The 20,393-nt window shown below is 66.0% G+C and carries 17 protein-coding genes; 9 read left to right on the top strand and 8 right to left on the bottom strand.

Annotation, left to right across the window (positions count from 1 at the left end; all coding sequences use genetic code 11):
- Positions 1 to 64 precede the first annotated feature (64 nt).
- A complete protein-coding gene (locus ASB57_RS17500; protein WP_057653382.1) occupies positions 65 to 2,362 on the bottom strand; it encodes an NADP-dependent malic enzyme in 2,298 nt (765 codons plus the stop codon).
- Positions 2,363 to 2,511: 149 nt separating this feature from the next.
- On the opposite strand from ASB57_RS17500, the gene ASB57_RS17495 reads away from it, so the two are divergent.
- From ASB57_RS17495 to prpF, 6 genes are all read left to right on the top strand, one after another.
- Positions 2,512 to 3,489, top strand: coding sequence for a LysR substrate-binding domain-containing protein (locus ASB57_RS17495; protein WP_057653381.1), 978 nt, complete (start codon positions 2,512 to 2,514; stop codon positions 3,487 to 3,489).
- Positions 3,490 to 4,171: 682 nt separating this feature from the next.
- Positions 4,172 to 5,368: an MFS transporter gene (locus tag ASB57_RS17490; RefSeq protein ID WP_057653380.1), complete on the top strand. Its 1,197-nt coding sequence runs from the start codon at positions 4,172 to 4,174 to the stop codon at positions 5,366 to 5,368.
- 41 nt (positions 5,369 to 5,409) lie between these two features.
- Positions 5,410 to 6,222: a 2,5-didehydrogluconate reductase DkgB gene (gene dkgB / locus ASB57_RS17485; protein ID WP_057653379.1), complete on the top strand. Its 813-nt coding sequence runs from the start codon at positions 5,410 to 5,412 to the stop codon at positions 6,220 to 6,222.
- A 67-nt stretch (positions 6,223 to 6,289) separates the two neighbouring features.
- Complete coding sequence (locus ASB57_RS17480; protein ID WP_057653378.1) at positions 6,290 to 6,715, top strand: hypothetical protein; 426 nt, start codon at positions 6,290 to 6,292, stop codon at positions 6,713 to 6,715.
- Positions 6,716 to 6,916: 201 nt separating this feature from the next.
- Positions 6,917 to 9,547: a Fe/S-dependent 2-methylisocitrate dehydratase AcnD gene (acnD, locus tag ASB57_RS17475; RefSeq protein WP_057653377.1), complete on the top strand. Its 2,631-nt coding sequence runs from the start codon at positions 6,917 to 6,919 to the stop codon at positions 9,545 to 9,547.
- A gap of 1 nt (position 9,548) precedes the next feature.
- Positions 9,549 to 10,742 (top strand): 2-methylaconitate cis-trans isomerase PrpF, encoded by a 1,194-nt coding sequence (gene prpF, locus ASB57_RS17470; RefSeq protein ID WP_057653376.1) that lies wholly within the window; start codon positions 9,549 to 9,551, stop codon positions 10,740 to 10,742.
- A gap of 98 nt (positions 10,743 to 10,840) precedes the next feature.
- On the opposite strand, the gene ASB57_RS17465 is transcribed toward prpF, so the two are convergent.
- Positions 10,841 to 11,581 (bottom strand): IclR family transcriptional regulator, encoded by a 741-nt coding sequence (locus ASB57_RS17465; protein ID WP_057653375.1) that lies wholly within the window; start codon positions 11,579 to 11,581, stop codon positions 10,841 to 10,843.
- A 229-nt stretch (positions 11,582 to 11,810) separates the two neighbouring features.
- Between ASB57_RS17465 and ASB57_RS17460 the strand changes: the two genes are divergently transcribed.
- Complete coding sequence (locus ASB57_RS17460) at positions 11,811 to 12,773, top strand: tripartite tricarboxylate transporter substrate binding protein (RefSeq protein WP_057653374.1); 963 nt, start codon at positions 11,811 to 11,813, stop codon at positions 12,771 to 12,773.
- 130 nt (positions 12,774 to 12,903) lie between these two features.
- The gene (locus ASB57_RS17455) at positions 12,904 to 13,926 is read left to right on the top strand and encodes an amidohydrolase family protein (protein WP_057653373.1); all 1,023 of its coding nucleotides are present in this window, start codon (positions 12,904 to 12,906) and stop codon (positions 13,924 to 13,926) included.
- A gap of 50 nt (positions 13,927 to 13,976) precedes the next feature.
- Here the strand turns inward: ASB57_RS17455 and ASB57_RS17450 are convergent, their stop codons facing one another.
- Together ASB57_RS17450 and ASB57_RS17445 are read right to left on the bottom strand one after the other, a co-directional pair.
- Positions 13,977 to 14,774: an aldolase gene (locus ASB57_RS17450; RefSeq protein WP_057653372.1), complete on the bottom strand. Its 798-nt coding sequence runs from the start codon at positions 14,772 to 14,774 to the stop codon at positions 13,977 to 13,979.
- Between the two features lie 37 nt (positions 14,775 to 14,811).
- The gene (locus tag ASB57_RS17445) at positions 14,812 to 15,801 is read right to left on the bottom strand and encodes a tripartite tricarboxylate transporter substrate binding protein (protein ID WP_082621678.1); all 990 of its coding nucleotides are present in this window, start codon (positions 15,799 to 15,801) and stop codon (positions 14,812 to 14,814) included.
- Positions 15,802 to 16,018: 217 nt separating this feature from the next.
- Between ASB57_RS17445 and ASB57_RS17440 the strand changes: the two genes are divergently transcribed.
- The gene (locus ASB57_RS17440) at positions 16,019 to 16,573 is read left to right on the top strand and encodes an XRE family transcriptional regulator (RefSeq protein ID WP_057653371.1); all 555 of its coding nucleotides are present in this window, start codon (positions 16,019 to 16,021) and stop codon (positions 16,571 to 16,573) included.
- Between the two features lie 60 nt (positions 16,574 to 16,633).
- Here the strand turns inward: ASB57_RS17440 and ASB57_RS17435 are convergent, their stop codons facing one another.
- The 4 genes from ASB57_RS17435 to ASB57_RS17420 form a co-directional block, all read right to left on the bottom strand.
- Positions 16,634 to 17,047: a GFA family protein gene (locus ASB57_RS17435; RefSeq protein WP_057653370.1), complete on the bottom strand. Its 414-nt coding sequence runs from the start codon at positions 17,045 to 17,047 to the stop codon at positions 16,634 to 16,636.
- Positions 17,048 to 17,080: 33 nt separating this feature from the next.
- Entirely contained in the window at positions 17,081 to 18,088 is a 1,008-nt protein-coding gene (locus ASB57_RS17430; RefSeq protein WP_057653369.1) for a ketopantoate reductase family protein, read from the bottom strand.
- 198 nt (positions 18,089 to 18,286) lie between these two features.
- On the bottom strand, positions 18,287 to 19,354 hold the full coding sequence (locus ASB57_RS17425) for an Ldh family oxidoreductase (protein ID WP_057653368.1): 1,068 nt from the start codon (positions 19,352 to 19,354) through the stop codon (positions 18,287 to 18,289).
- Entirely contained in the window at positions 19,354 to 20,262 is a 909-nt protein-coding gene (locus ASB57_RS17420; RefSeq protein ID WP_057653367.1) for a dihydrodipicolinate synthase family protein, read from the bottom strand. Before ASB57_RS17420 ends, ASB57_RS17425 begins: the two co-directional genes overlap by 1 nt.
- Positions 20,263 to 20,393: the final 131 nt, after the last annotated feature.

Raw genomic sequence — 20,393 nt, 5'->3', positions numbered from 1 at the left:
GATGATACGGCACAAAAAGAGGGCGGGAGTGCTGACGCACTCCCGCCCTCCTTGATCCTGCGGCTTAGGCCGCCGGTTCGCGGTTGGCCTTCAACACGGTCAGCGCGGCCATGTTGACGATGCGTCGCACCGTCGAGCTCGACGTCAGGATGGTCACCGGCGCATTGACACCCAGCAGGAAGGGACCCACGGCGACATTGCTGCCGGCGGCCGTCTTCAGCAGGTTGTACGCGATGTTGCCGGCATCGACGTTGGGGCACACCAGCAGGTTGGCCGAGCCCTTCAGCGGCGAATCCGGCAGCACCTTCAGGCGCAGCGCTTCGTCCAGGGCGCAGTCGCCGTGCATTTCGCCATCGACTTCCAGGTCGGGCGCCTGTTCGCGGATCAGGCGCAGGGCCTCGCGCATCTTCTCGCCGGAGGCCGAGCTGCCCGAGCCATAGCTCGAACGCGACAGCAGCGCCACCTTGGGCAGCAGGTTCATGCGCTTCATTTCTTCAGCCGCCGCGATGGTGTATTCGGCGATCTGTTCGGCGCTGGGGTTTTCGTTGACGTGCGTGTCCAGCAGCGCCACGGTGCGCTCGTCCAGCAGCAGGATGTTCATCGCCGCGTAGGTCTTGGCGCCCGGCTTCTTGCCGATCACTTCATCGATGAAACGCAGGTGGTCGTGGTAGCCGAACACGGTGCCGCAGATCATGCCGTCGGCGTCGCCCAGGCGCACCATCATCGAACCGATCAGGGTCAGGCGGCGGCGCATGTCCACGCGCGCCATTTCCTTGGTGACGCCCTTGCGGTTCATCAGGTCCCAATAGGTGGTCCAGTACTGATGGAAGCGCTCGTCGAACTCGGGATTGGTGACTTCCACGTCCTGGCCCAGGCGCAGGCGCAGGCCGAATTTTTCGATGCGGGACAGCAGCACGGCGGGACGGCCCACCAGGATGGGACGGGCCAGCTTCTCGTCGACGATCACCTGCACGGCGCGCAGGACGCGTTCGTCCTCGCCTTCGGTGAAGACGATGCGGGCCTTGCCGCCGTCACGCACGTATTGCTTGGCCGCCGCGAACAGCGGCTTCATGAACGCGCCCGAGTGGTGCACGAACTGCTGCAGCTGGTCGGCGTAGGCTTCCAGGTCGGTCAGCGGGCGGGTGGCCACGCCTTCTTCCATGGCGGCCTTGGCCACGGCCGGCGCGATGCGCACGATCAGGCGCGGATCGAAAGGCTTGGGAATGAAGTATTCGGCGCCGAAGGAAATGTCGTAGGTGCCATAGGCGGCCGCGACGATTTCGTTCTGCTCTTCTTCGGCGAGGCCGGCGATGGCGTATACCGCCGCCTTTTCCATGCCACGCGTGATGGTGGTGGCGCCCACGTCCAGGGCGCCGCGGAAGATGTAGGGGAAGCACAGCACGTTGTTGACCTGGTTCGGATAGTCCGAACGGCCGGTGGCCATCACGGCGTCGTCGCGCACGCTCTTGACTACTTCAGGCAGCACTTCCGGCGTGGGGTTGGCCAGGGCCAGGATCAGCGGCTTGGCCGCCATCTTGGCGACCATGTCGGCCTTCAGCACGCCGCCGGCCGACAGGCCCAGGAAGACGTCGGCGCCTTCGATGACTTCGGTCAGCTTGCGCAGGTCGGTCTTGCGAGCGAAGCGCTCCTTGTCCGGATCCATCAGCACGGTGCGGCCTTCGTAGACCACGCCTTCGATGTCCGTGACCCAGATGTTTTCCAGGGGCAGACCCAGGTCGACCATCAGTTCCAGGCAGGCCAGCGCGGCCGCGCCGGCGCCGGAGGTGACCACTTTGACTTTCTTGATGTCCTTGCCGACCACTTTCAGGCCGTTGATGAAGGCGGCGCTGACGGTGATGGCGGTGCCGTGCTGGTCGTCATGGAAGACGGGAATCTTCATGCGTTCGCGCAGTTTGCGCTCCACGGTGAAGCATTCCGGGGCCTTGATGTCTTCCAGGTTGATGCCGCCGAAGGTGGCTTCCAGGCCGGCGATGATGGTGACCAGCTTGTCGGGGTCGGTCTCGTTGATCTCGATGTCGAAGACGTCGATGCCGGCGAATTTCTTGAACAGGACGGCCTTGCCTTCCATGACCGGCTTGGAGGCCAGCGCGCCGATATTGCCCAGGCCCAGCACGGCGGTGCCGTTGGTGATGACGCCGACCAGATTGCCGCGGGCGGTGTAGCGGACGGCATTGACCGGGTCCGCAACGATTTCTTCACAGGCTGCCGCCACGCCGGGGGTGTAGGCCAGCGCCAGGTCACGCTGCGTCACCAGGGGCTTGCTGGCGGTGACGGCGATCTTCCCGGGGACGGGGAACTCGTGATAGTCGAGTGCGGCCTTGCGGTCGTTGTCGTTGGTCATTGCTTTCCTCTCCATTGCGCCTGTGGCGGCGTCCTAGGAACGCATTCTAGGACTACAGGCATAACGGTAGGATTCTGATTTACTATGCTTCCATAATATTTTCGTGATGATTGTTCGTCGCTGGCGCGGCGGGTTATTAGGGACAGGGAATGGCGGTATTTGATGCCGATGAGGTGCTGCGTCGCTTGGGGGCGCGGCTGAAGATGCGGCACCTGACGCTGCTGCTGAATATCCGCCGGTACGGGTCCTTGACCCGGGTGGCCGAGCGGATGGCCAGCAGTCAGCCGGCCATCACCAATGCGTTGGCCGAGCTGGAGGGCATGTTCGGGGCGCCGCTGTTCGACCGGTCCGTGCGGGGCATGGCGCCCACCGCCCTGGGCGAGCTGGTGCTGGCCCGGGCCGGGGCCATGATCCATGACCTGGAACATCTGGTGCGGGACATGGAAACCGTGGTCGCCGGCCACGCGGCGCATCTGCACATCGGCGTGATTCCCTTCATTTCGGGCCGTATCCTGTCGGCCGCCATCCAGCGGACGTTGCCGGACGGCGCCCGCCGCTTGACCGTGACGGTGCACGAAGGGGCCAGCGACCAGTTGCTGGGCCGGCTGCGGGAGCATGACGTCGACGTGGTGATCGGACGCGCCTCGGCCACCCTGGACCTGGAAGGTGTCTCGTTCGAACGGCTTTATCAGCAGCAGCCCCGCCTGATCGCCAGCCGCCGCCTGGCCGCCCGGCTGGGGCGTACCAGGCTGGATTGGCCGGTGCTGCTGGAGCTGGACTGGATTTTGGGGGCGCCCCATACGCCCATGCGTGAGCAGGTCGCCGACATGTTCCTGGGCGCTGGTTTGGCGCCACCCACGCCTGTGGTGGAGAGCGGCTCGGCCCGCTTGATCGGCGAGATGATCGCCGCCAGCGAGACGGCGGTTTCGATCGTCCCGGCGGACGTGGCCGACGAGCTGGTGCGCATCGCCGGCGTGGCGATCGTGCCTTATTCCTTCAACTGGACCTTGCCCCCCATCGCCTTGTTCACCCGCTCCCAGGGGGCTCGTACCGTCGACACGCTATTCGCCGAGTCATTACGGCAGGTCTGCCGGGAGACCTACGGTGGTGCTCCCCGAGGTTTGTGATCCCTCGGCGGAAGGCTTTTTGATGGTGGGAAGTTTTTTTAAATGATGGGTGAGCCCCCCATCGCCCCCTTTTTGGGCTATCGCCCCAGTCGGCCGCGTTTGTGTTCGGTGTTGGGGGGGGGCGGCAGAAAGTTTTCGGTGATGGGGCGTTTTTAAATGATCGGGAGACCCCTCCTTCCCCGACCTTCCCACCGGGCAAAGTGGCAGCCAAAGGGCGCTAGCCAAGAAGGGGGCGTTGGCGGTTCCCCCCATCATCGAAAAATTCTTCCCACCAGGCAAAGTGGCAGCCAAAGGGCGATAGCCGAGAAGGGGGGCGATGGGGGCTCCCCCCAATCATCGAAAAAATCTTCCCTCCGGGCAAAGTGGCAGCCGAAGGGCGATAGCCGAGAAGGGGGCGATGGGGCTCCCCCCATCATCGAAAAAATCTTCCCACCGGGCAAAGTGGCAGCCAAAGGGCGATAGCCAAGAAAGGGGCGGCGGGTCTCCCCCGTGATCAACAAAAACTTTACCTAAAAAAACCAGCCCCACAGGTTATATGGCGCGGGAGTAAAGTTATAAGCCATCATTGTTGATTTTTCGGTAATAGTCTTTCGCCAGAAAGACGGTATGACCCCAGCCCCAATTCCGGCAAACTGCGACTTTATTTTGCTATGCAGCAATCCGCTGCAGCCGGATACCCATCATGTCTGATCCCAAACCCCAGGCGTCAACCTCATCGACCCTGCCGCTACTCGCCCTGGCCGTCGGCGCCTTCGGCATCGGCACCACCGAGTTCTCCCCCATGGGACTGCTCCCCGTCATCGCCGAGGGCGTCCACGTCTCCATCCCCAGCGCGGGCATGCTGGTCAGCGCCTACGCCATCGGCGTGATGCTGGGCGCGCCCCTGATGACCCTGGCCATGTCCCGCTGGTCCCGCCGCACCGCGCTCATCGCCCTGATGAGCATCTTCACCATCGGCAACCTGCTGTCCGCCATCGCGCCCGGCTACTACACCCTGCTGCTGGCCCGGCTGGTCACCAGCCTGAACCACGGCGCCTTCTTCGGCCTGGGTTCCCTGGTCGCCGCCAGCGTGGTGCCGCGCCACAAGCAGGCCAGCGCCGTCGCCACCATGTTCATGGGGCTGACCATCGCCAATATCGGCGGCGTGCCGGCCGCCACCTGGCTGGGCCAGACCATAGGCTGGCGCATGTCCTTCGCGGCTACCGCCTTGCTGGGCGTCCTGGCCATGGGCATCCTGTGGCTGGCCCTGCCGCGCGGTGAAAGCGGCCGCCGTCCGGACGTGCGCGCCGAGCTGTCCGTGCTGTCCCAGCCCGCCGTCCTGGTGGCGTTGCTGACCACGGTGCTGGGCTCCGGCGCCATGTTTACGCTCTATACCTATATCGCGCCGACCCTGGAGTCCCTGACCGGCGCCGGCCCCACCTTCATCACCGCCATGCTGGTATTGATCGGCGTGGGCTTCTCCCTCGGTAACGCGGCCGGCGGCAAGTTGGCGGATCGCTCGCTGACGGGTAGCCTGATCGGATTCCTGACTCTGGTGATCGTGGTGATGCTGGCCTTCCCCCTGCTGGGCCGCTATCACGTCGGCGCCGCCGCCTTGCTGCTGCTGTGGGGCATGGCCACCTTCGCCGTCGTGCCGCCCCTGCAAATGGGCGTGATGCGGGCGGCGGAACGGGCCCCCGGCCTGGCGTCGTCGGTCAACGTCGGTGCCTTCAATCTGGGCAACGCCGTGGGCGCCGCGGTGGGCGGCGCCACGATCTCCGCGGGCCTGGGGTATGCGGCCGTGCCGCTGGCCGGCGCGGTCATCGCCATCGCCGGCCTGTTGCTGGTGCTGGTCCAGGCGTCGCGCCGCCGCCGTCCGACCCAGGCTTATCAAGCTTGACTGCCTGCAGTGATTTACAAGTCATTCAACAAGGAATAAACATGACCACCTCCACCTTCCCCAAGTTCGGCCTGGGCACCTTCCGCCTGAAAGACCAGGTTGTCATCGACTCCGTGCGCACCGCCCTGGAACTCGGCTATCGCGCCGTCGACACCGCGCAGATCTACGGCAACGAAGCCGAGGTCGGCCAGGCCATCGCCGAGTCCGGCGTGGCGCGCGAGGACATCTTCCTGACCACCAAGATCTGGGTCGACAACTACGCGCCGGAAAAACTGGGCCCCAGCCTGGAAGAAAGCCTGCGCAAGCTGCGCAGCGACTACGTCGACCTGACCCTGATCCACTGGCCCGCGCCGGGCAATGGCGTGCCGCTGGAAGCATTCATGACCGCGCTGGCGCAGACGCGCGAGCGGGGCCTGACCCGCCAGATCGGCATTTCCAACTTCAATATCGCCCTGACGCGCGAAGCGATCGCCGCGGTGGGCGCGGGCAATATCGCCACCAATCAGGTCGAGCTCAGCCCCTATCTGCAAAACCGCAAGCTGGCGGATTTCCTGAAAGGGCAGGGCATCACGGTGACGTCCTATATGACGCTGGCCTACGGCAAGGTGCTGGGTGATCCCGTGCTGGCCGAGATCGCCGCGCGCCATCAGGTCGCCCCCGCGCAAGTCGCGCTGGCCTGGGCCTTGCAACTGGGCTATGCGGTGATTCCTTCGTCGACCAAGCGCGCCAATCTGGCGGGCAATCTGCAAGCGCAGACCCTGCGCCTGACGGAAGCCGACATGGCCGCCATCGCCGCCCTGGAACGCAATGGCCGCGAAGTCAGCCCGGCCGGCCTGGCGCCTGAGTGGGATTGAGCCCGGGCGTAGAATAAGACGTTCCGCGCGTCCCGCCCGGGACGCGCGTCCCCGCAGCGAGGCCTCCGTGCAAGATACCTGGCAGTATCAGATTCGCCTGCGCGTGACCGCGGCCCTGGCCGAACGGTTGCGCGACCATCCCGATGCCCCCGAGGAAGCGCCCCTGCGCGCCATCCTCGCCCGCCACGGCGCCGTCATCAAGTCCCAATACCAGGCCTTCGCCGACTATGTCGCCGAGGCCGAACGTGAGGGCGAGACGCAATATCCCCTCTACCGCTGGACCCGCGACACGCTGGCGGACCCCGACAAGGAAGCCAAGTACCGGCGCGTCTATACCGCTTATGTCGACGGCCAGGAGGTCTACGACGGCGTGGCCGCCGAAGCGCTGCGCGTCGACCTGGAGGCCTTGGGGACGGATGGCGGCATCGAGGGCGTGACCAAGGTGGACACCAACCCCGCCAACAATCCCCAGCCGCCCGCCGCCAAGACCTGATCCCGGCCGTCAACCGCCGTATCCCACAGTGTGAACAGCCGCCGAATACTTCCCCGGCGCTAGCGGCTACTATAGCGATCGAGACTGGACGCGCCCGGGTGGAGACAAGCCACCGGCGGACACCCGCCAAATCCCGTGCCGTCCTGAAGACGACAACATCATCTAGGACTTGGGCAGGGCGCTGCGTCCGGCCACATCACCATGAGCACTCGCTACCGCAAGCCCCTCGCCGGAACCTCCCTGGACTACATAGACGCCCGCGCGGCCGTCGACGCCCTCAAGCCGGGCGCCTGGGACCAGCTGTCCTACACCGCGCGCGTGCATGCTGAAAACCTGGTGCGGCGCTGCGACCCCGCCATCCTCGACGAATCCCTGCTCCAGCTGATCGAGCGGCGCCGTGACCGCGATTTCCCCTGGTATCCGGTGCGCGTGGTTTGCCACGACATCCTGGGCCAGACGGCCCTCGTCGACCTGGCCGGCCTGCGCGACGCCATCGCGGCGGAAGGCGGCGATCCGGCGGCGGTGAACCCCGTGGTGCCGGTGCAGTTGATCGTCGATCACTCGCTGGCCGTGGAATGCGGCGGCTTCGATCCTGACGCTTTCACCAAGAACCGGGCCATCGAGGACCGGCGCAACGAAGACCGCTTCCACTTCATCGACTGGACCAAGCTGGCCTTCGCCAACGTCGATGTGATCCCCGCGGGCAACGGCATCATGCACCAGATCAATCTGGAGAAGATGTCGCCGGTGGTCTACGTCGACGACGGCCTGGCCTTCCCGGATACCTGTGTGGGCACCGACAGCCACACGCCCCACGTCGACGCCCTGGGTGTGATCGCCGTGGGTGTCGGCGGCCTGGAAGCCGAAAACGTCATGCTGGGACGCGCGTCCTGGATGCGCCTGCCGGAAATCGTCGGCGTGCGGCTGACCGGCCGCCACCAGCCCGGCATCACCGCCACGGACATCGTCCTGGCGCTGACGGAATTCCTGCGCAAGGAAAAAGTGGTCGGCGCCTATCTGGAATTCTTCGGCGACGGTGCCCGCAGCCTGACCATCGGCGACCGCGCGACCATCTCGAACATGTGTCCTGAATACGGCGCCACGGCCGCCCTGTTCTCGATCGACGAGCAGACGCTGGAATACCTGCGCCTGACCGGCCGCGAGGAAGATCAGGTGCGCCTGGTCGAGACTTATGCGAAAACGGCCGGGTTCTGGGCCGACAGCCTGAGCAACGCCCGCTACGAGCGCGAACTGCAGTTCGACCTGTCGTCGGTCGAGCGCAATATGGCCGGCCCGTCGAATCCTCACCGCCGTCTGCCGACGGCGGCCCTGGCCGAGCGCGGCATCGCCACGGCGCCTGGCCTGGCGCAGGCCCGTGAAGAGGAAGCGCAGGGGCTGATGCCGGATGGCGCGGTGATCATCGCGGCCATCACGTCCTGTACCAATACGTCCAATCCGCGCAACGTGATCGCCGCGGCGCTGCTGGCGCGCAATGCCAACCGCCTGGGCCTGGTGCGCAAGCCCTGGGTCAAGTCCTCGTTCGCGCCCGGCTCCAAGGCGGTGGAGCTGTACCTGAAGGAAGCCGACCTGCTGGGCGACCTGGAGCAACTGGGCTTCGGCATCGTCGCCTTTGCCTGCACCACTTGCAACGGCATGAGCGGCGCCCTCGATCCGGCCTTGCAGAAAGAGATCATCGACCGCGGGCTGTACGCCACGGCCGTGCTGTCCGGCAACCGCAACTTCGATGGCCGCATTCATCCTTATGCGAAGCAGGCGTTCCTGGCCTCGCCGCCGCTGGTCGTGGCGTACGCCATCGCCGGCACGGTGCGCTTCGACATCGAGAAAGACGTGCTGGCGGTGGTCGACGGCAAGGAAATCCGCCTGAAGGATATCTGGCCCAGCGACGAGGAGATCGACAGCATCGTCAAGGCCGCGGTCAAGCCGGACATGTTCCGGCGCGTCTACGAACCCATGTTCGCGCGCACCATCTCCGACGATGTCACCGTCAGCCCGCAATACGACTGGCGCGCGCAGTCCACCTACATCCGTCGTCCGCCCTATTGGGACACCGAAGGCGTGGGCGCGCTGGCCGCCAACCCGCGCACGCTCAAGGGCATGCGCCCGCTGGCCATCCTGCCGGACAACATCACCACCGATCACCTGTCGCCGTCCAACGCCATCCTGGCCAGCTCGGCCGCGGGCGAATACCTGGCCCGCATGGGCGTGCCGGAAGAAGACTTCAATTCCTACGCGACGCATCGCGGCGATCACCTGACCGCCATGCGCGCCACGTTCGCCAATCCCACCTTGAAGAACGAGATGGTGCGGGATGCTGACGGCCAGGTGCGCGCGGGCTCGCTGGCCCGCGTGGAACCGGACGGCAAGGTCATGCGGATGTGGGAAGCCATGGAAACGTACCTGGACCGCAAGCAGCCTTTGATCATCATCGCCGGCGCCGACTACGGCCAGGGCTCATCGCGTGACTGGGCCGCCAAGGGCGTGCGCCTGGCCGGGGTGGAAACGGTGGTGGCGGAAGGCTTCGAACGGATCCACCGCACCAATCTGATCGGCATGGGCGTGCTGCCGCTGGAATTCCCGCCTGGCGTGAATCGCCAGACGGTGGGGCTGGACGGCACGGAAACGTTTGACGTGGTGGGCGCGCGCACGCCGCGCGCCACCTTGACCCTGGTGGTCCAACGTAAGGACGGCAGCCGCGCCGAGGTGCCCGTCATCTGCCGCCTGGATACGGCCGAAGAAGTATCGGTGTACGAGGCGGGCGGCGTGCTGCAACGCTTCGCGCAAGATTTCCTCGCTCAAGAACAGGGAGCCTGACATGGCCATGGATCATCAAATCAAGATTCCCGCGACCTATATGCGTGGGGGCACCAGCAAAGGCGTGTTCTTCCGGCTGGAGGATCTGCCTGAAGCGGCGCGCCAGCCCGGCAAGGTGCGCGACGCCATTCTGTTGCGCGCCCTCGGCAGCCCGGACCCTTATGGCAAGCAGATCGACGGCATGGGCAATGCGTCGTCCAGCACCAGCAAATCGGTGATCCTGGCGCGCAGCACGCGGCCGGGCCATGACATCGACTATCTGTTCGGCCAGGTGTCGATCGACAAGCCTTTCGTGGACTGGAGCGGCAACTGCGGCAATCTGTCGGCCGCCGTCGGGCCTTGCGCCATCCACATGGGCTTGATCGATGCCGCGCGCATCCCGCGCAACGGCGAGGTCACGCTACGCATTTGGCAGGCCAATATCGGCAAGACCATCGTCGCGCATGTGCCCATCAAGGATGGCCAGGTGCAGGAACTGGGCGACTTCGAACTGGACGGCGTGACGTTCCCCGCGGCGGAAGTGCGGCTGGAGTTCCTGGATCCGGCGGACGAAGGCGAGGACGGCGGCGCGATGTTCCCGACCGGCAAAGTGGTCGATCGCCTGGAGGTGCCGGGTATCGGCACCTTCGACGCGACCTTGATCAATGCCGGCATTCCGACGATATTCCTCAACGCCGCCGACATCGGCTATACCGGCCGCGAACTGCAGGATGATCTCAATTCCGACGACGCGGCTCTGGCGCGCTTCGAAACCATCCGCGCGCATGGCGCCTTGAAAATGGGCCTGATCAAGGACCTGGCCGAAGCGGCGACCCGGCAGCACACGCCCAAGGTCGCCTTCGTCGCGCCGCCCAGCGCCTATACGTCTTCCAGCGGCAAACCGGTGGGCACGGGTGACGCGGACCTGCTGGTGCGCGCGCTGTCCATGGGCAAGCTGCACCACGCCATGATGGGGACCGCGGCGGTCGCCATCGGCACGGCGGCCGCGGTGCCGGGCACGCTGGTCAACCTGGCCGCCGGTGGCGGCGAACGCCAGTCGGTGCGCTTCGGCCATCCGTCGGGCACCTTGCGCGTCGGCGCCGAGGCCAGGCAGGTCGACGGTGATTGGCAAGTGACCAAGGCCTTGATGAGCCGCAGCGCGCGCATCCTGATGGAAGGCTGGATCCGCGTGCCGGCGTCTTGCCTGGCAGCTTGACCGCGCCGTCCACGACAACTTGAGCGCCGTCGCGGCGTTGCGTTGCGCCGGTCATCGGCGCGGCTCGGACACAAGGCTGCGGCGGCCACGCGCGATCCCTACGGGTGCCAGGTCGCCTGTAGCCGGCTGCCGTGGCGGGCCACGCCGGCATCGAAACTCAACATCGCCGACAAGGCTTGTGCCGCCTGCATCAGGCGCGGCGCATAGGCGTGCAGGCGTGGCGCCACGTCGCTGCTGACCGGCATGCCTATGCATAGCGCGCCCGCCACGCGCCAGCGGTTGCCGAACACGGGCACCGCGATGCTGGCCGACGTCTGCCGCGCTTCGCCGACCGTGACGTGATAGCCCCGCGCGCGGATGGCATCGTAGAGCGGTCCCGCCTCTCCCATATAAGCCAAGAGCACCAATCCTGAAGCCCCGCGATCCAGCGGCATGGCTTCGCCCACGCGCGCGCGGTTGTGCGAGGCCTGCGGGCAGCGCACCTTGACCAGGCGGATGCGGCGGTCACCGTCGCGCACGAAGAAAGACATGTCTTCGCCGGTTTCATCGGAGAGCTTGCGCAACGCCGGCTCGATGCTTTCGCGCACGTCGAAAGCCATGGTGTAGCGCGATCCCAGTGACGCGGTGGCGGGACCCAGACGCCACTGCGCCTGCTCGGTGCGCGCGACGTAATGGCTGGCTTCCAGCGTCTTCAGCAGACGCAGGGCGGTAGTCTTGGCCAGTCCGACCCGGCGGGCGATGTCACTCAGGCCCAGATGCGGCTCTTCCATGCTGAATACGTCGAGGATGGCCAGGGCGCGCGTGGCGGCCGCGACCAGCTCGTCAGGGTTTTCACTCATCGCTGTCTCCTCGTACTGGGCACCTGGTGTGGGCTTCAGTTTGGGCCCCTCTGTGCGCCTATCTTATATCGGTCCGCCTGGCGGACCGATGTTGTTCCCGCTGTCCGCCGCGCCTACGCTGCAAGTGTGCTTGGAAACGTGCCGGGGCAACAGGAGGTCCGGGCGAGCGGAATCAAGACGGCTCCGGCACAAGAAATCCAAAACCACATACAAGACACCAGGAGACATCATGAATCTGCGTCCTATCCGCGTGGCCGTGGCCGCGCTCGTGCTCTGGAGCGGCGCCGCGGGCAGCGCCTGGGCCGACTACCCAGACAAGCCCGTTCGCCTGGTCGTCCCCTACGCCGCGGGCGGTGGCGTCGACAATATCTCGCGCGTGGTGGCGACCGAGTTGGGCAAACGCCTGAAGCAGAGTGTCGTGGTCGAGAACCGTGGCGGCGCCAACGGCAACATCGGCACGGAATACGCCGCCCGCGCCGCGCCGGACGGCTATACCTTGCTGATGGGCGCGACCTACTTGGGTTTCAACCGCGCCACCACGGCCAATCTGCCTTATGACGCGGCCAAGGATCTACAGCCGATCGCGCGGACGGGCCGCGCGCCTTTCGTGCTGGTGGTGCCGGACAACTCGCCGGCCAAGGACGTGGCCGGGCTCGTGGCCTGGATGAAAAAGAATCCGGACAAGGCTTCGTATGGCGCGGTGGGCGCCGGCGCGCCGACCAATCTGCTGTTTCCGCAGAACACCGGCACCAAGCCCGTGCAGGTGCTCTACAAGGGCGGTTCTGCCGCCTTGCCGGATCTGCTGGCGGGCCGCCTGACCTTCATGATTCCTACAGCAAGCGAAGTCGTGCCCCTGGTGGAGAACGGCAAGCTGCGCGCGCTGGCGGTGACCGGGACGGAGCGTTTCCACCGCTTGTCCAAGGTGCCGACGTTCGCGGAAGCAGGCGTACCGAATCTGGAGCGCACCGGCTGGTGGGGCTTGTTCGCGCCCGCCGGCACGCCGCAGCCGGTCGTGAAGAAATTGTCCGACGCGATCCAGGTGGTGATGGCCGAGCCGAATGTCATCGAAGCCTTGGACAAACTGGGCATCGAAGCCGCGCCGCAGCCGACGCCGGCCTTCACCACTTTCTTCGACGAGGAATTGCGGGCCTATATGGACGTGGCCAAGCAATTCAATCTCAAGGTTGAGTAGATCGCAGGCGGGCCGTGTCGGCCCGGCCCGCCGCGATGCTGTGATTCATCAGCAAAGGCCGCATGCGACAAAACTACGGCTGTATCCCCGTACGCCGTACTTGAAACATCTTCATCCGTAGGACACCCATATGATCATCGATTGCCACGGCCACTACACCACCGCGCCCGCCGCGCTCAAGGCATGGCGCGCGCGCCAGACCGAAGCCCACGCCGCCGGCAAGGTGCTGACGCCGGATTTCCATATCAGCGACGACGAGATCCGCGAATCGCTGGAGCCCAACCAGCTACGCATCCAGCGAGAACGCGGCGTCGACCTGACGTTGTTCTCGCCCATCGCCGGAGCGATGGCGCATCACGTCGGTGACGCCACTACCAGCGCCAACTGGACGCGGGCTTGCAACGACCTGATCTATCGCGCGGTGGAGTTGTATCCCGACCAGCTGGTCGGCGTCTGCCAGCTGCCGCAGTCGCCCGGCGTCAGCCCGGCGAATTGCATAGGGGAGTTGAAACGCTGCGTGCAGGAACTGGGCTTCGTCGGCTGCAACGTCAATCCCGACCCCACCGACGGCTACTGGACCGATCCGCCCCTGACGCAAAAGCACTGGTATCCGCTGTTCGAAACGCTGGTGGAACTGGACGTGCCGGCCATGGTCCACGTCAGCTGCTCCTGCAATCCTAATTTCCATCACACCGGCGCGCATTACCTGAACGGCGATACCACCGCGTTCATGCAGTTCCTGATGGCGGATATCTTCAAGGACTTTCCCACCCTGCGTTTCGTGATCCCGCATGGCGGCGGCGCCGTGCCTTTCCATTGGGGCCGCTACCGCGGGCTGGCCCAGCAGTTCGGACGGCCGACGGTGGAGGAGCTGATGAACAATGTCTTCTTCGACACCTGCGTCTATCACCGGCCAGGCATCGAACTGCTGCTGGAAGTGGTGCCGCCCGACAACGTGCTGTTCGCGTCGGAGATCGTCGGCGCGGTCAAGGGCATCGATCCGCGCACGGGCCATTACTACGACGACACCAAGCGCTACATCGACGCCGTCGATTGGCTGCAGCCCGCGCACCGCGCCAAGGTGCTGGGCGAGAACGCCTTGCGCGTCTATCCGCGCCTGGCGCAGCGCCTGCGGGCACGTGGGCGGCTCTAAGCAGGCCGCTTTGACCGGGCGGCTTTGAGCGGGCGGTGCGGCGTGTGTGCTTAGCGGCTGAGGCAATCCGCGTTACGCGGATTCTTCAACGCGCGCCGCGCGTAGTACTCGAAGCCCACCGTGTTGCGCGTCGGCCGCAGGATCCAGTCGTGCGCTTCCTTGCCCAGGGCGGGATCGATCGGCTTGATGTCGCCGGCGGCCATCGCCAGCAGCTGCATGCGGGCCGCGCGCTCGAAGGCGATGGCCAGCACGCAGGCTTCCTCGACGCTCTGGCCGGCGATCAGCAGGCCATGGTGCGACAGCATCAGCGCGCGCTTGTTGCCCAGCGCGCCGGAGATGAGCACGCCTTCCTCATTGCCCACCGGAACGCCGGGCCACTGCGCGACGAAGGCCACATCGTCGTAAAGCACGCAGTTGTCCATATGCGAGATGACCAGCGGTGTCTCCAGCATGCCCAGGGCGGCGGTGTGGACCGCATGGGTATGGATGATGCAGTTGACGTCCGGCCGCGCGCGGTACACCCAGGAGTGGAAGCGGTTCGCCGGGTTGGCCATGCCACCGCCTTCCAGCACGTTCAAGTCTTCATCCACCCGCAGCAGATTGTCTTCCGAGATTTCGTCGAAACCCAGTCCCAGGCGCTGCGTATAGAACTCGCCGGGCGTGCCGGTGCGCGCCGTGATCTGGCCGGCGAGACCCGAGTCATGGCCGTTTTCGAACAGGATGCGGCAGGTCAGCGCCAGCTTCTGGCGCAGCGTGTAGCCGCTCTCGGCGAATTGCCGGTCCATTTGCGCGGTCGATTGATCGACCAGAGTGGCCTTGTCGAGCTGGAAGGTATCGTTGGCGTTCATGATGGTGGACCTCGGTGATGATGGATGAAGAATCGTTCTAGTCGAGACGGGTACCGGCGGCCTGAATGACCTTGTACCACTTGTCGGTCTCGGCTTTCACATGGGCCTGGTAAGCCGCCAGGCCGGTGGGCAGGGGCTCGATGCCCATTTCCGCCAGCCGGGCGACGAGCTTGGGCTGGGCCATGGCGCGTTCCAGGGCCTGGTTGAGGATCTCGACCTGGGCCTGGGGCATTCCGGGCGGGGCGATCAGCGCGTTCCAGGAGCCGACCTGGAAGTCCGGCATGCCTTCGTCCACACTGGTGGCCAGATCGGGCGCGATGGCGCTGCGCTTGGGCGCGGCCAGGGCCAGCATCTTCAGGCGTCCGGCCTTGTCCTGCGGCTGGATCACGGGCAGGGCGTCGATGACCACCTGCACCTGGCCGCCGACCGCGGCATTCACGGCTTCGATGCCGCTCTTGAAGGGAATATGGGTGATCTGGGTGCCAGTGATCAGCTTGAACAGCTCCAGGCCCAGATGCGGCGAACTGCCATTGCCGGCCGATCCGGCGTTCAGCTGGTTGGGGTGCGCCTTGGCGTAGGCCGCCAAGCCCTTGAGGTCATGCACGCCATCGACGCCGTGAATGGCCAGCACGAAAGGGGAGTTGCTCAACAGCGACACCGGCGTCAGGGCGGCGGGGTCGTAGCTGAGCTTGGCGTAGAGCATCTTGTTGACCACCTGCGTGCCGACCGTCCCCAGCAGCAGGGTATAGCCGTCCGGTTTCGACTGGGTCAGCACCTGGGCCGCGATCGAACCGCCGGCGCCGGGGCGGTTTTCGATGATGATCTGCTGCTTCAGTTCCTCGCCCAGATATTGGGCGATCAGTCGTCCCGCCACGTCCGTGATGCCGCCGGCGCCGAAAGGCACGATCAGGCGGATGGGTTTGTCCGGGTAGGTTTCAGCGCTGGCCGGCGCGGACGCCGCCAACAAAGTGGCCAAGCCCAGGCAGGCGGAGGGCAAAAAGGCCCGTAGGCGGGAACGGAACGACATAAGATAGACCCCTTTCATGTGCGGGGCGGCCAGGCACGGCCGCCTCCCGTTATGTGTGCCGCGCCGGTTCCCCCCTGTCAGCAGGTTTGTCCGGGATCAATACGGCGTTCGGGCAAGTGAGTACCCTGTGACACGAATGTAGTTTAGGACACTTGTGTCATATTGGAAATATCGGAAAGATTGGGGAAATCCCGCGGTAGCGAAGTAAAGGAAAGGCATGTCCGTCAAGTTGAAGTTGTTACGCGTGCAGGCCGGTATGACGCTGGAGGCGCTGGCCCAGGCCGCCGAGCTGACGCGCAGCTATGTGTCCAAGCTGGAGCGGGGCGTGTCGTCGCCGTCGATCAGCGCGGGCCTGAAGATCGCCAAGGCCCTGGGCGTGACGGTGGAGGAGTTGTTCGCTGATTCGCCCGATGACGATCCGGTGGTGATCAGTCGCGCGGTGAAGGGAGAAGGGCGGGGCGGGGACGTACGCGGTCCCGATGGCATGGCGCGGCCGCCGCGCGTGGTGTCCGGCGCGCAGCCCAATCACCGCATGGTGGCGTTCGTGGTGTCGCCCAGCGACGAGCCGGTGCGCAACCATCCGATGAGTCATCACAAGGGCGAGGAACTGCTCTATGTGCTCAAAGGCTCGATAGATCTGCGTCTGGCGCGGCGTACCGAGACGCTGCACGCGGGCGACAGCGCGCATTTCAATTCCAGCATCCCGCACAAGATCACGTCGGTGGGCAAGGTGCCGGCGTCGGTGTTGCTGGTGATCGCGCAGGACGAATAGCAGGGCGCTAACCGGCCCGCGTGCCGCGCCCTGGCGGGCCTGCGGCCCTCATCCTGGCGCTCAGCCCTTAGGCTGTCCTTCGACGCCGGGCACGGTGTCCAGTTCATGCAGCCACGGCAGCTGGCGCTTGGTCCAGATCTGCCGGGCGGGCCGGCCCAGTTCCTGGCGCTGGTCCAGGGTGCCGACACGCAGCGAATACGTCTGCGGATTCTCGATCGCACAGGCATAGATCGGCGTGCCGCAGTTTTCGCAGAAGGCGTGAACGCGGCGATTCCCGCTGTCCGCCGTCTTGATGTAGCGCCGCGGGGTCCCCTTCAAAAGATGGAATCTGTCGGCGCTGGCGGGAACGTTGGTGCGAAACGCGGACCCGGACTGCTTCTGGCAATCGGCGCAATGGCACACCGCGACGGTGGCCGGATCGACCTCCGCCTCGAATGCAACGGCGCCGCAATGGCAACGACCTTCGACTTTCATGCTGCCTCCTGGCGCGGCTGCGCGGTTGAGGAATCAGGCCTGTGCGCGCAACGACGCCGCGAACTCCGAGCGTTCCCGGTGCGCCAGCAAGGTCACCGCCACGTCCAGCGTGGGCGTGGGGACGCCGGCCATGCGGCCGAGATCCTGGACGGCGCGCATCTGGGCGTCCAGCTCCATGGGCCGGCCGGCCAGCAGGTCTTGCAGCATCGACGGCGGATGGCGGTTCTTGCCGCCGGAACTGATCTGCGCGTCCAGGTCGAAGCCCGCGTCGATGCCATGCGCGGCGGCGACGGCATGGGCCTCGTTGCCCAGCAGGCGCCACAGTTCGCGCGTGTCTTCCCGCGCGAACAGTTCCGGCGCGGTCGATACCGTCAGCGCGCAGGACAGCGAACTGGGTACATTCAACACCAGCTTGGCCCAGATGTCCTTGCGAATCTGCTGGCTGGCACGAGCGCCGGGCAGCCCCTGCTGCAAGGTTTCCACGATGGTGGCCAGGCGCGGCGACGCGCTGTTGTCCGGTTCGCCGATGGTGAAAGTGTTGGTGGTGCTGGTGCTGTGGACCACACCGGGCGCGGACAATTCGTTGGGCGAGCGGATGACGCAGCCCAGCGCGCGCTCAGCACCGATATGGCGCCAGACCAGTCCTTCGGGATCGAGGCGCGGCAGGCGCGTGGCGGCCGGCTTGCCGCTGCCGTCGTCGGGCATGCCGTGGAAGTACCACCACGGGATGCCGTTGACCGCGAACACCACCGGGGTGTCGGGCTTGAGCAGCGTGGCCATGCCGGCGGCGGCAGCGCCCAGCGATTGCGCTTTCAAGGTGGAGATGACCAGATCCTGCGGGCCCAGGTCGGCCGGATTGTCGCTGGCGTGTACGGGGACGGTGAAGTCCGCGTCCGGCGCGGTCAGGCGCAGGCCGTTCTTGCGGATGGCCGCCAGATGCGCGCCGCGCACCACGACCGAAACGTCCAGGCCGGCCTGTGCCAGGCGGGCCGCCATATGGCCGCCGACCGAGCCGGCGCCGAAAATACAGATCTTCTTCATGACTCCCCTTGAATATCCATAGCGTGGTTCGGGTGGGCCACCGCAGCGCCCTGGTCCACGATACCCGCGATACTGCCATAAGCCGGTTGTCTTGTACCTGAGCGGCGGGCCGCTCAGCGCCTGGCGCGCCGGCGCCGCCAGCCGATCCGATCTTTAGACGCGTGGTCTTCGATCGAGGACCTGCCGGCCGGCGCGCGATCAGCCTGCCGCCCGGGGCACGGGCATGGGCACGCCCAATTGCTCGGACCACTTGGCCAGGGACGCGACGATACCGGGCGCCAGCGCGACGCCTTGTTCCGCCTGCCGGCGGGCAGTGGCCATGCCTTTCTGGCCCGGCACGCGTACGGCGTCGACACCGGGGCGGGGCGGATTGTTGCGGCAGGCTTCGGCGATCTGTTCCATCTGCTGTTCGAAAGCCTGCAGGCCGCCGAATGCTTCCGGGTCGATGACCTGCAGATAGATGGTGTTGGCCATCGGTCCGTTGTCCTGCGCGCGGCCCTGGTCGGACAGGCCCGCCGTCAGGCCCTCCACCAGCAGCGCCAGGCCGTAGCCCTTGTGGCCGGCGTCCAGGCCGCCCAAGGGCAGCAAGGTGCCGGGCTGCGCGCCGCCGATGGCGGCGGGGTCGTCGCTGGGGTTGCCGTCCGCGTCCAGCAGGAACTGGCCGGGCAGTTTCTTGCCCTCGCGCGCCAGCTTCTTGACCATATTGTTGGTGGTGATGGACGCGGAGATGTCGACCAGGATGGGATCGCTGGTGGCGGGCAGGCCGATGGCGATGGGGCTGGGCGAGAACACCGCCTTGCGGCCGCCGAATGGCGCGACGCTGGTGGCGCTGGGCGCCGACGACACCAGGTGCAGCACCACGCCGCGCGCCGTCGCGCGCTTCAGATACGTGGCCAGGCTGCCGATGTGGTGGCTGTTCTTGATCACCACCGTGCCGGTGCCGTAGGTGGCGGCGCGTTCGATGGCGCTGTCCAGGGCCCGCAAGACCAGCCACGGGCCGGGCAGGCGCTTGCCGTCCCAGACTTCGACTGCTGGCCGTCTGGAGACCACTTCCGGCTCGCCCTGTACGTGCATGTGGCCCTTCTGCACGTGTTCCAGGTATTGATCGATGAGGTTCAGCCCGTGCGTGGGGCTGCCCATGAGATCGGCTTCCACCAGGATTTCAGCCACGGCGGTGGCCTTGTCCGTGGGCATGCCCAGTTTTTCCAGCAGGGTGCGTGCGTGGGCGATGAGGGCGGCGGCTTCGTAGCGGGGAAGGTCTGACATCACTGGCTCCGTTTTGCCAGGGATTGTGCCAGGCGTTCCAGCAGGTAGTCGATATCCTTGAGGTCCAGCGGGCTCAGGCGCGGGCCGGGCGCGCGCATGACGGCGGACGCGATGGCGCCGCGGCGACGCAGGATTTCCTTGCGCACGGCCACGCCCCATTGGGACTGGTTCTCGAAGTTCAGCAGCGGCAGGTAGAGGTTGAACAGGTCGAAGGCGGCGTCGCGCTTGCCTTCGGTGTACAGCGCGTACACGCCGGACAGCATCTCCGGATGCGAGAAGCCGGCCATCGGGCCTTCGATGCCCCGGCCCAGCTCCTGGGGCAGGAAGACGGCGTTGTTGCCGGTGAGGATGGGCACGTGGCGGGGCAGCGCTTCACGCAGTCGCGTGATCTTGGCGGCGCTTGGGATGTCCTCTTCCTTGATCGCCTGGATCTGCGGGAAGCGCTCGATCAGCCGCGCCATGGTCGGCACCGACATCCAGACGCCGGTGGAGAAGGGGAAATCCTGCAGAACGGTGGGGACGTCGCCGATGCGATCGAAGACCGCGCCGTAGTAGCTGAGCACGTCTTCTTCGGTGCGCAGGCCGGGCGGCGGGGCGATCATGACGCCGGTGGCGCCGACTTCAGTGACGGCCTGGGTCAGGGTGGCCAGTTGCGCGACGCTGGGATTGCTGACGCCGGCGATGACGGGCTTGCCCTGGGCGCGCTTGACGAAGCGCTGCACCGCGCTGATCGATTCGGTTTCCGACAGCTTGGCGGCTTCGCCCGCGACGCCCAGCACGGTGAGGCCGGCGGCGCCATGCTTGAAGTAGAAATCGGTCAGCGTGTCGATGCTGTCCAGGTCCAAGGCGCCATCGGCCGCGAACGGCGTCTGTGCCACTACGTAAAGCCCCTTCATCTGCGTCATCATGATGCCGGTGTGTCCTCTCGTGTTGGTGGGTTTGGCGCGCCTTGCGCAGTGCGCTGCCATGGGCGACGTAATATTAGCGCTAACGTTAGCGCTAACACAATCATCCGTGCTATCTTGCGCGGCATGAAACC

Origin of the sequence: Bordetella sp. N (assembly GCF_001433395.1) — a bacterium.
Classification (GTDB): Bacteria; Pseudomonadota; Gammaproteobacteria; order Burkholderiales; family Burkholderiaceae_B; genus Bordetella_C.
This window is presented reverse-complemented; position numbering and strand designations above follow the sequence as displayed.

Excerpts from the sequence above, each read along its gene's own strand:
- ASB57_RS17435 (WP_057653370.1), bottom strand. The coding sequence starts at position 17,047 with ATGAAAGTCGAAGGTCGTTGCCATTGCGGCGCCGTTGCATTCGAGGCG.
- prpF (WP_057653376.1), top strand. The coding sequence starts at position 9,549 with ATGGCCATGGATCATCAAATCAAGATTCCCGCGACCTATATGCGTGGG.
- dkgB (WP_057653379.1), top strand. The coding sequence starts at position 5,410 with ATGACCACCTCCACCTTCCCCAAGTTCGGCCTGGGCACCTTCCGCCTG.
- ASB57_RS17425 (WP_057653368.1), bottom strand. The coding sequence starts at position 19,354 with ATGTCAGACCTTCCCCGCTACGAAGCCGCCGCCCTCATCGCCCACGCA.
- acnD (WP_057653377.1), top strand. The coding sequence starts at position 6,917 with ATGAGCACTCGCTACCGCAAGCCCCTCGCCGGAACCTCCCTGGACTAC.
- ASB57_RS17500 (WP_057653382.1), bottom strand. The coding sequence starts at position 2,362 with ATGACCAACGACAACGACCGCAAGGCCGCACTCGACTATCACGAGTTC.
- ASB57_RS17490 (WP_057653380.1), top strand. The coding sequence starts at position 4,172 with ATGTCTGATCCCAAACCCCAGGCGTCAACCTCATCGACCCTGCCGCTA.
- ASB57_RS17440 (WP_057653371.1), top strand. The coding sequence starts at position 16,019 with ATGTCCGTCAAGTTGAAGTTGTTACGCGTGCAGGCCGGTATGACGCTG.
- ASB57_RS17460 (WP_057653374.1), top strand. The coding sequence starts at position 11,811 with ATGAATCTGCGTCCTATCCGCGTGGCCGTGGCCGCGCTCGTGCTCTGG.
- ASB57_RS17445 (WP_082621678.1), bottom strand. The coding sequence starts at position 15,801 with ATGTCGTTCCGTTCCCGCCTACGGGCCTTTTTGCCCTCCGCCTGCCTG.
- ASB57_RS17430 (WP_057653369.1), bottom strand. The coding sequence starts at position 18,088 with ATGAAGAAGATCTGTATTTTCGGCGCCGGCTCGGTCGGCGGCCATATG.
- ASB57_RS17465 (WP_057653375.1), bottom strand. The coding sequence starts at position 11,581 with ATGAGTGAAAACCCTGACGAGCTGGTCGCGGCCGCCACGCGCGCCCTG.
- ASB57_RS17420 (WP_057653367.1), bottom strand. The coding sequence starts at position 20,262 with ATGATGACGCAGATGAAGGGGCTTTACGTAGTGGCACAGACGCCGTTC.
- ASB57_RS17450 (WP_057653372.1), bottom strand. The coding sequence starts at position 14,774 with ATGAACGCCAACGATACCTTCCAGCTCGACAAGGCCACTCTGGTCGAT.
- ASB57_RS17495 (WP_057653381.1), top strand. The coding sequence starts at position 2,512 with ATGGCGGTATTTGATGCCGATGAGGTGCTGCGTCGCTTGGGGGCGCGG.
- ASB57_RS17455 (WP_057653373.1), top strand. The coding sequence starts at position 12,904 with ATGATCATCGATTGCCACGGCCACTACACCACCGCGCCCGCCGCGCTC.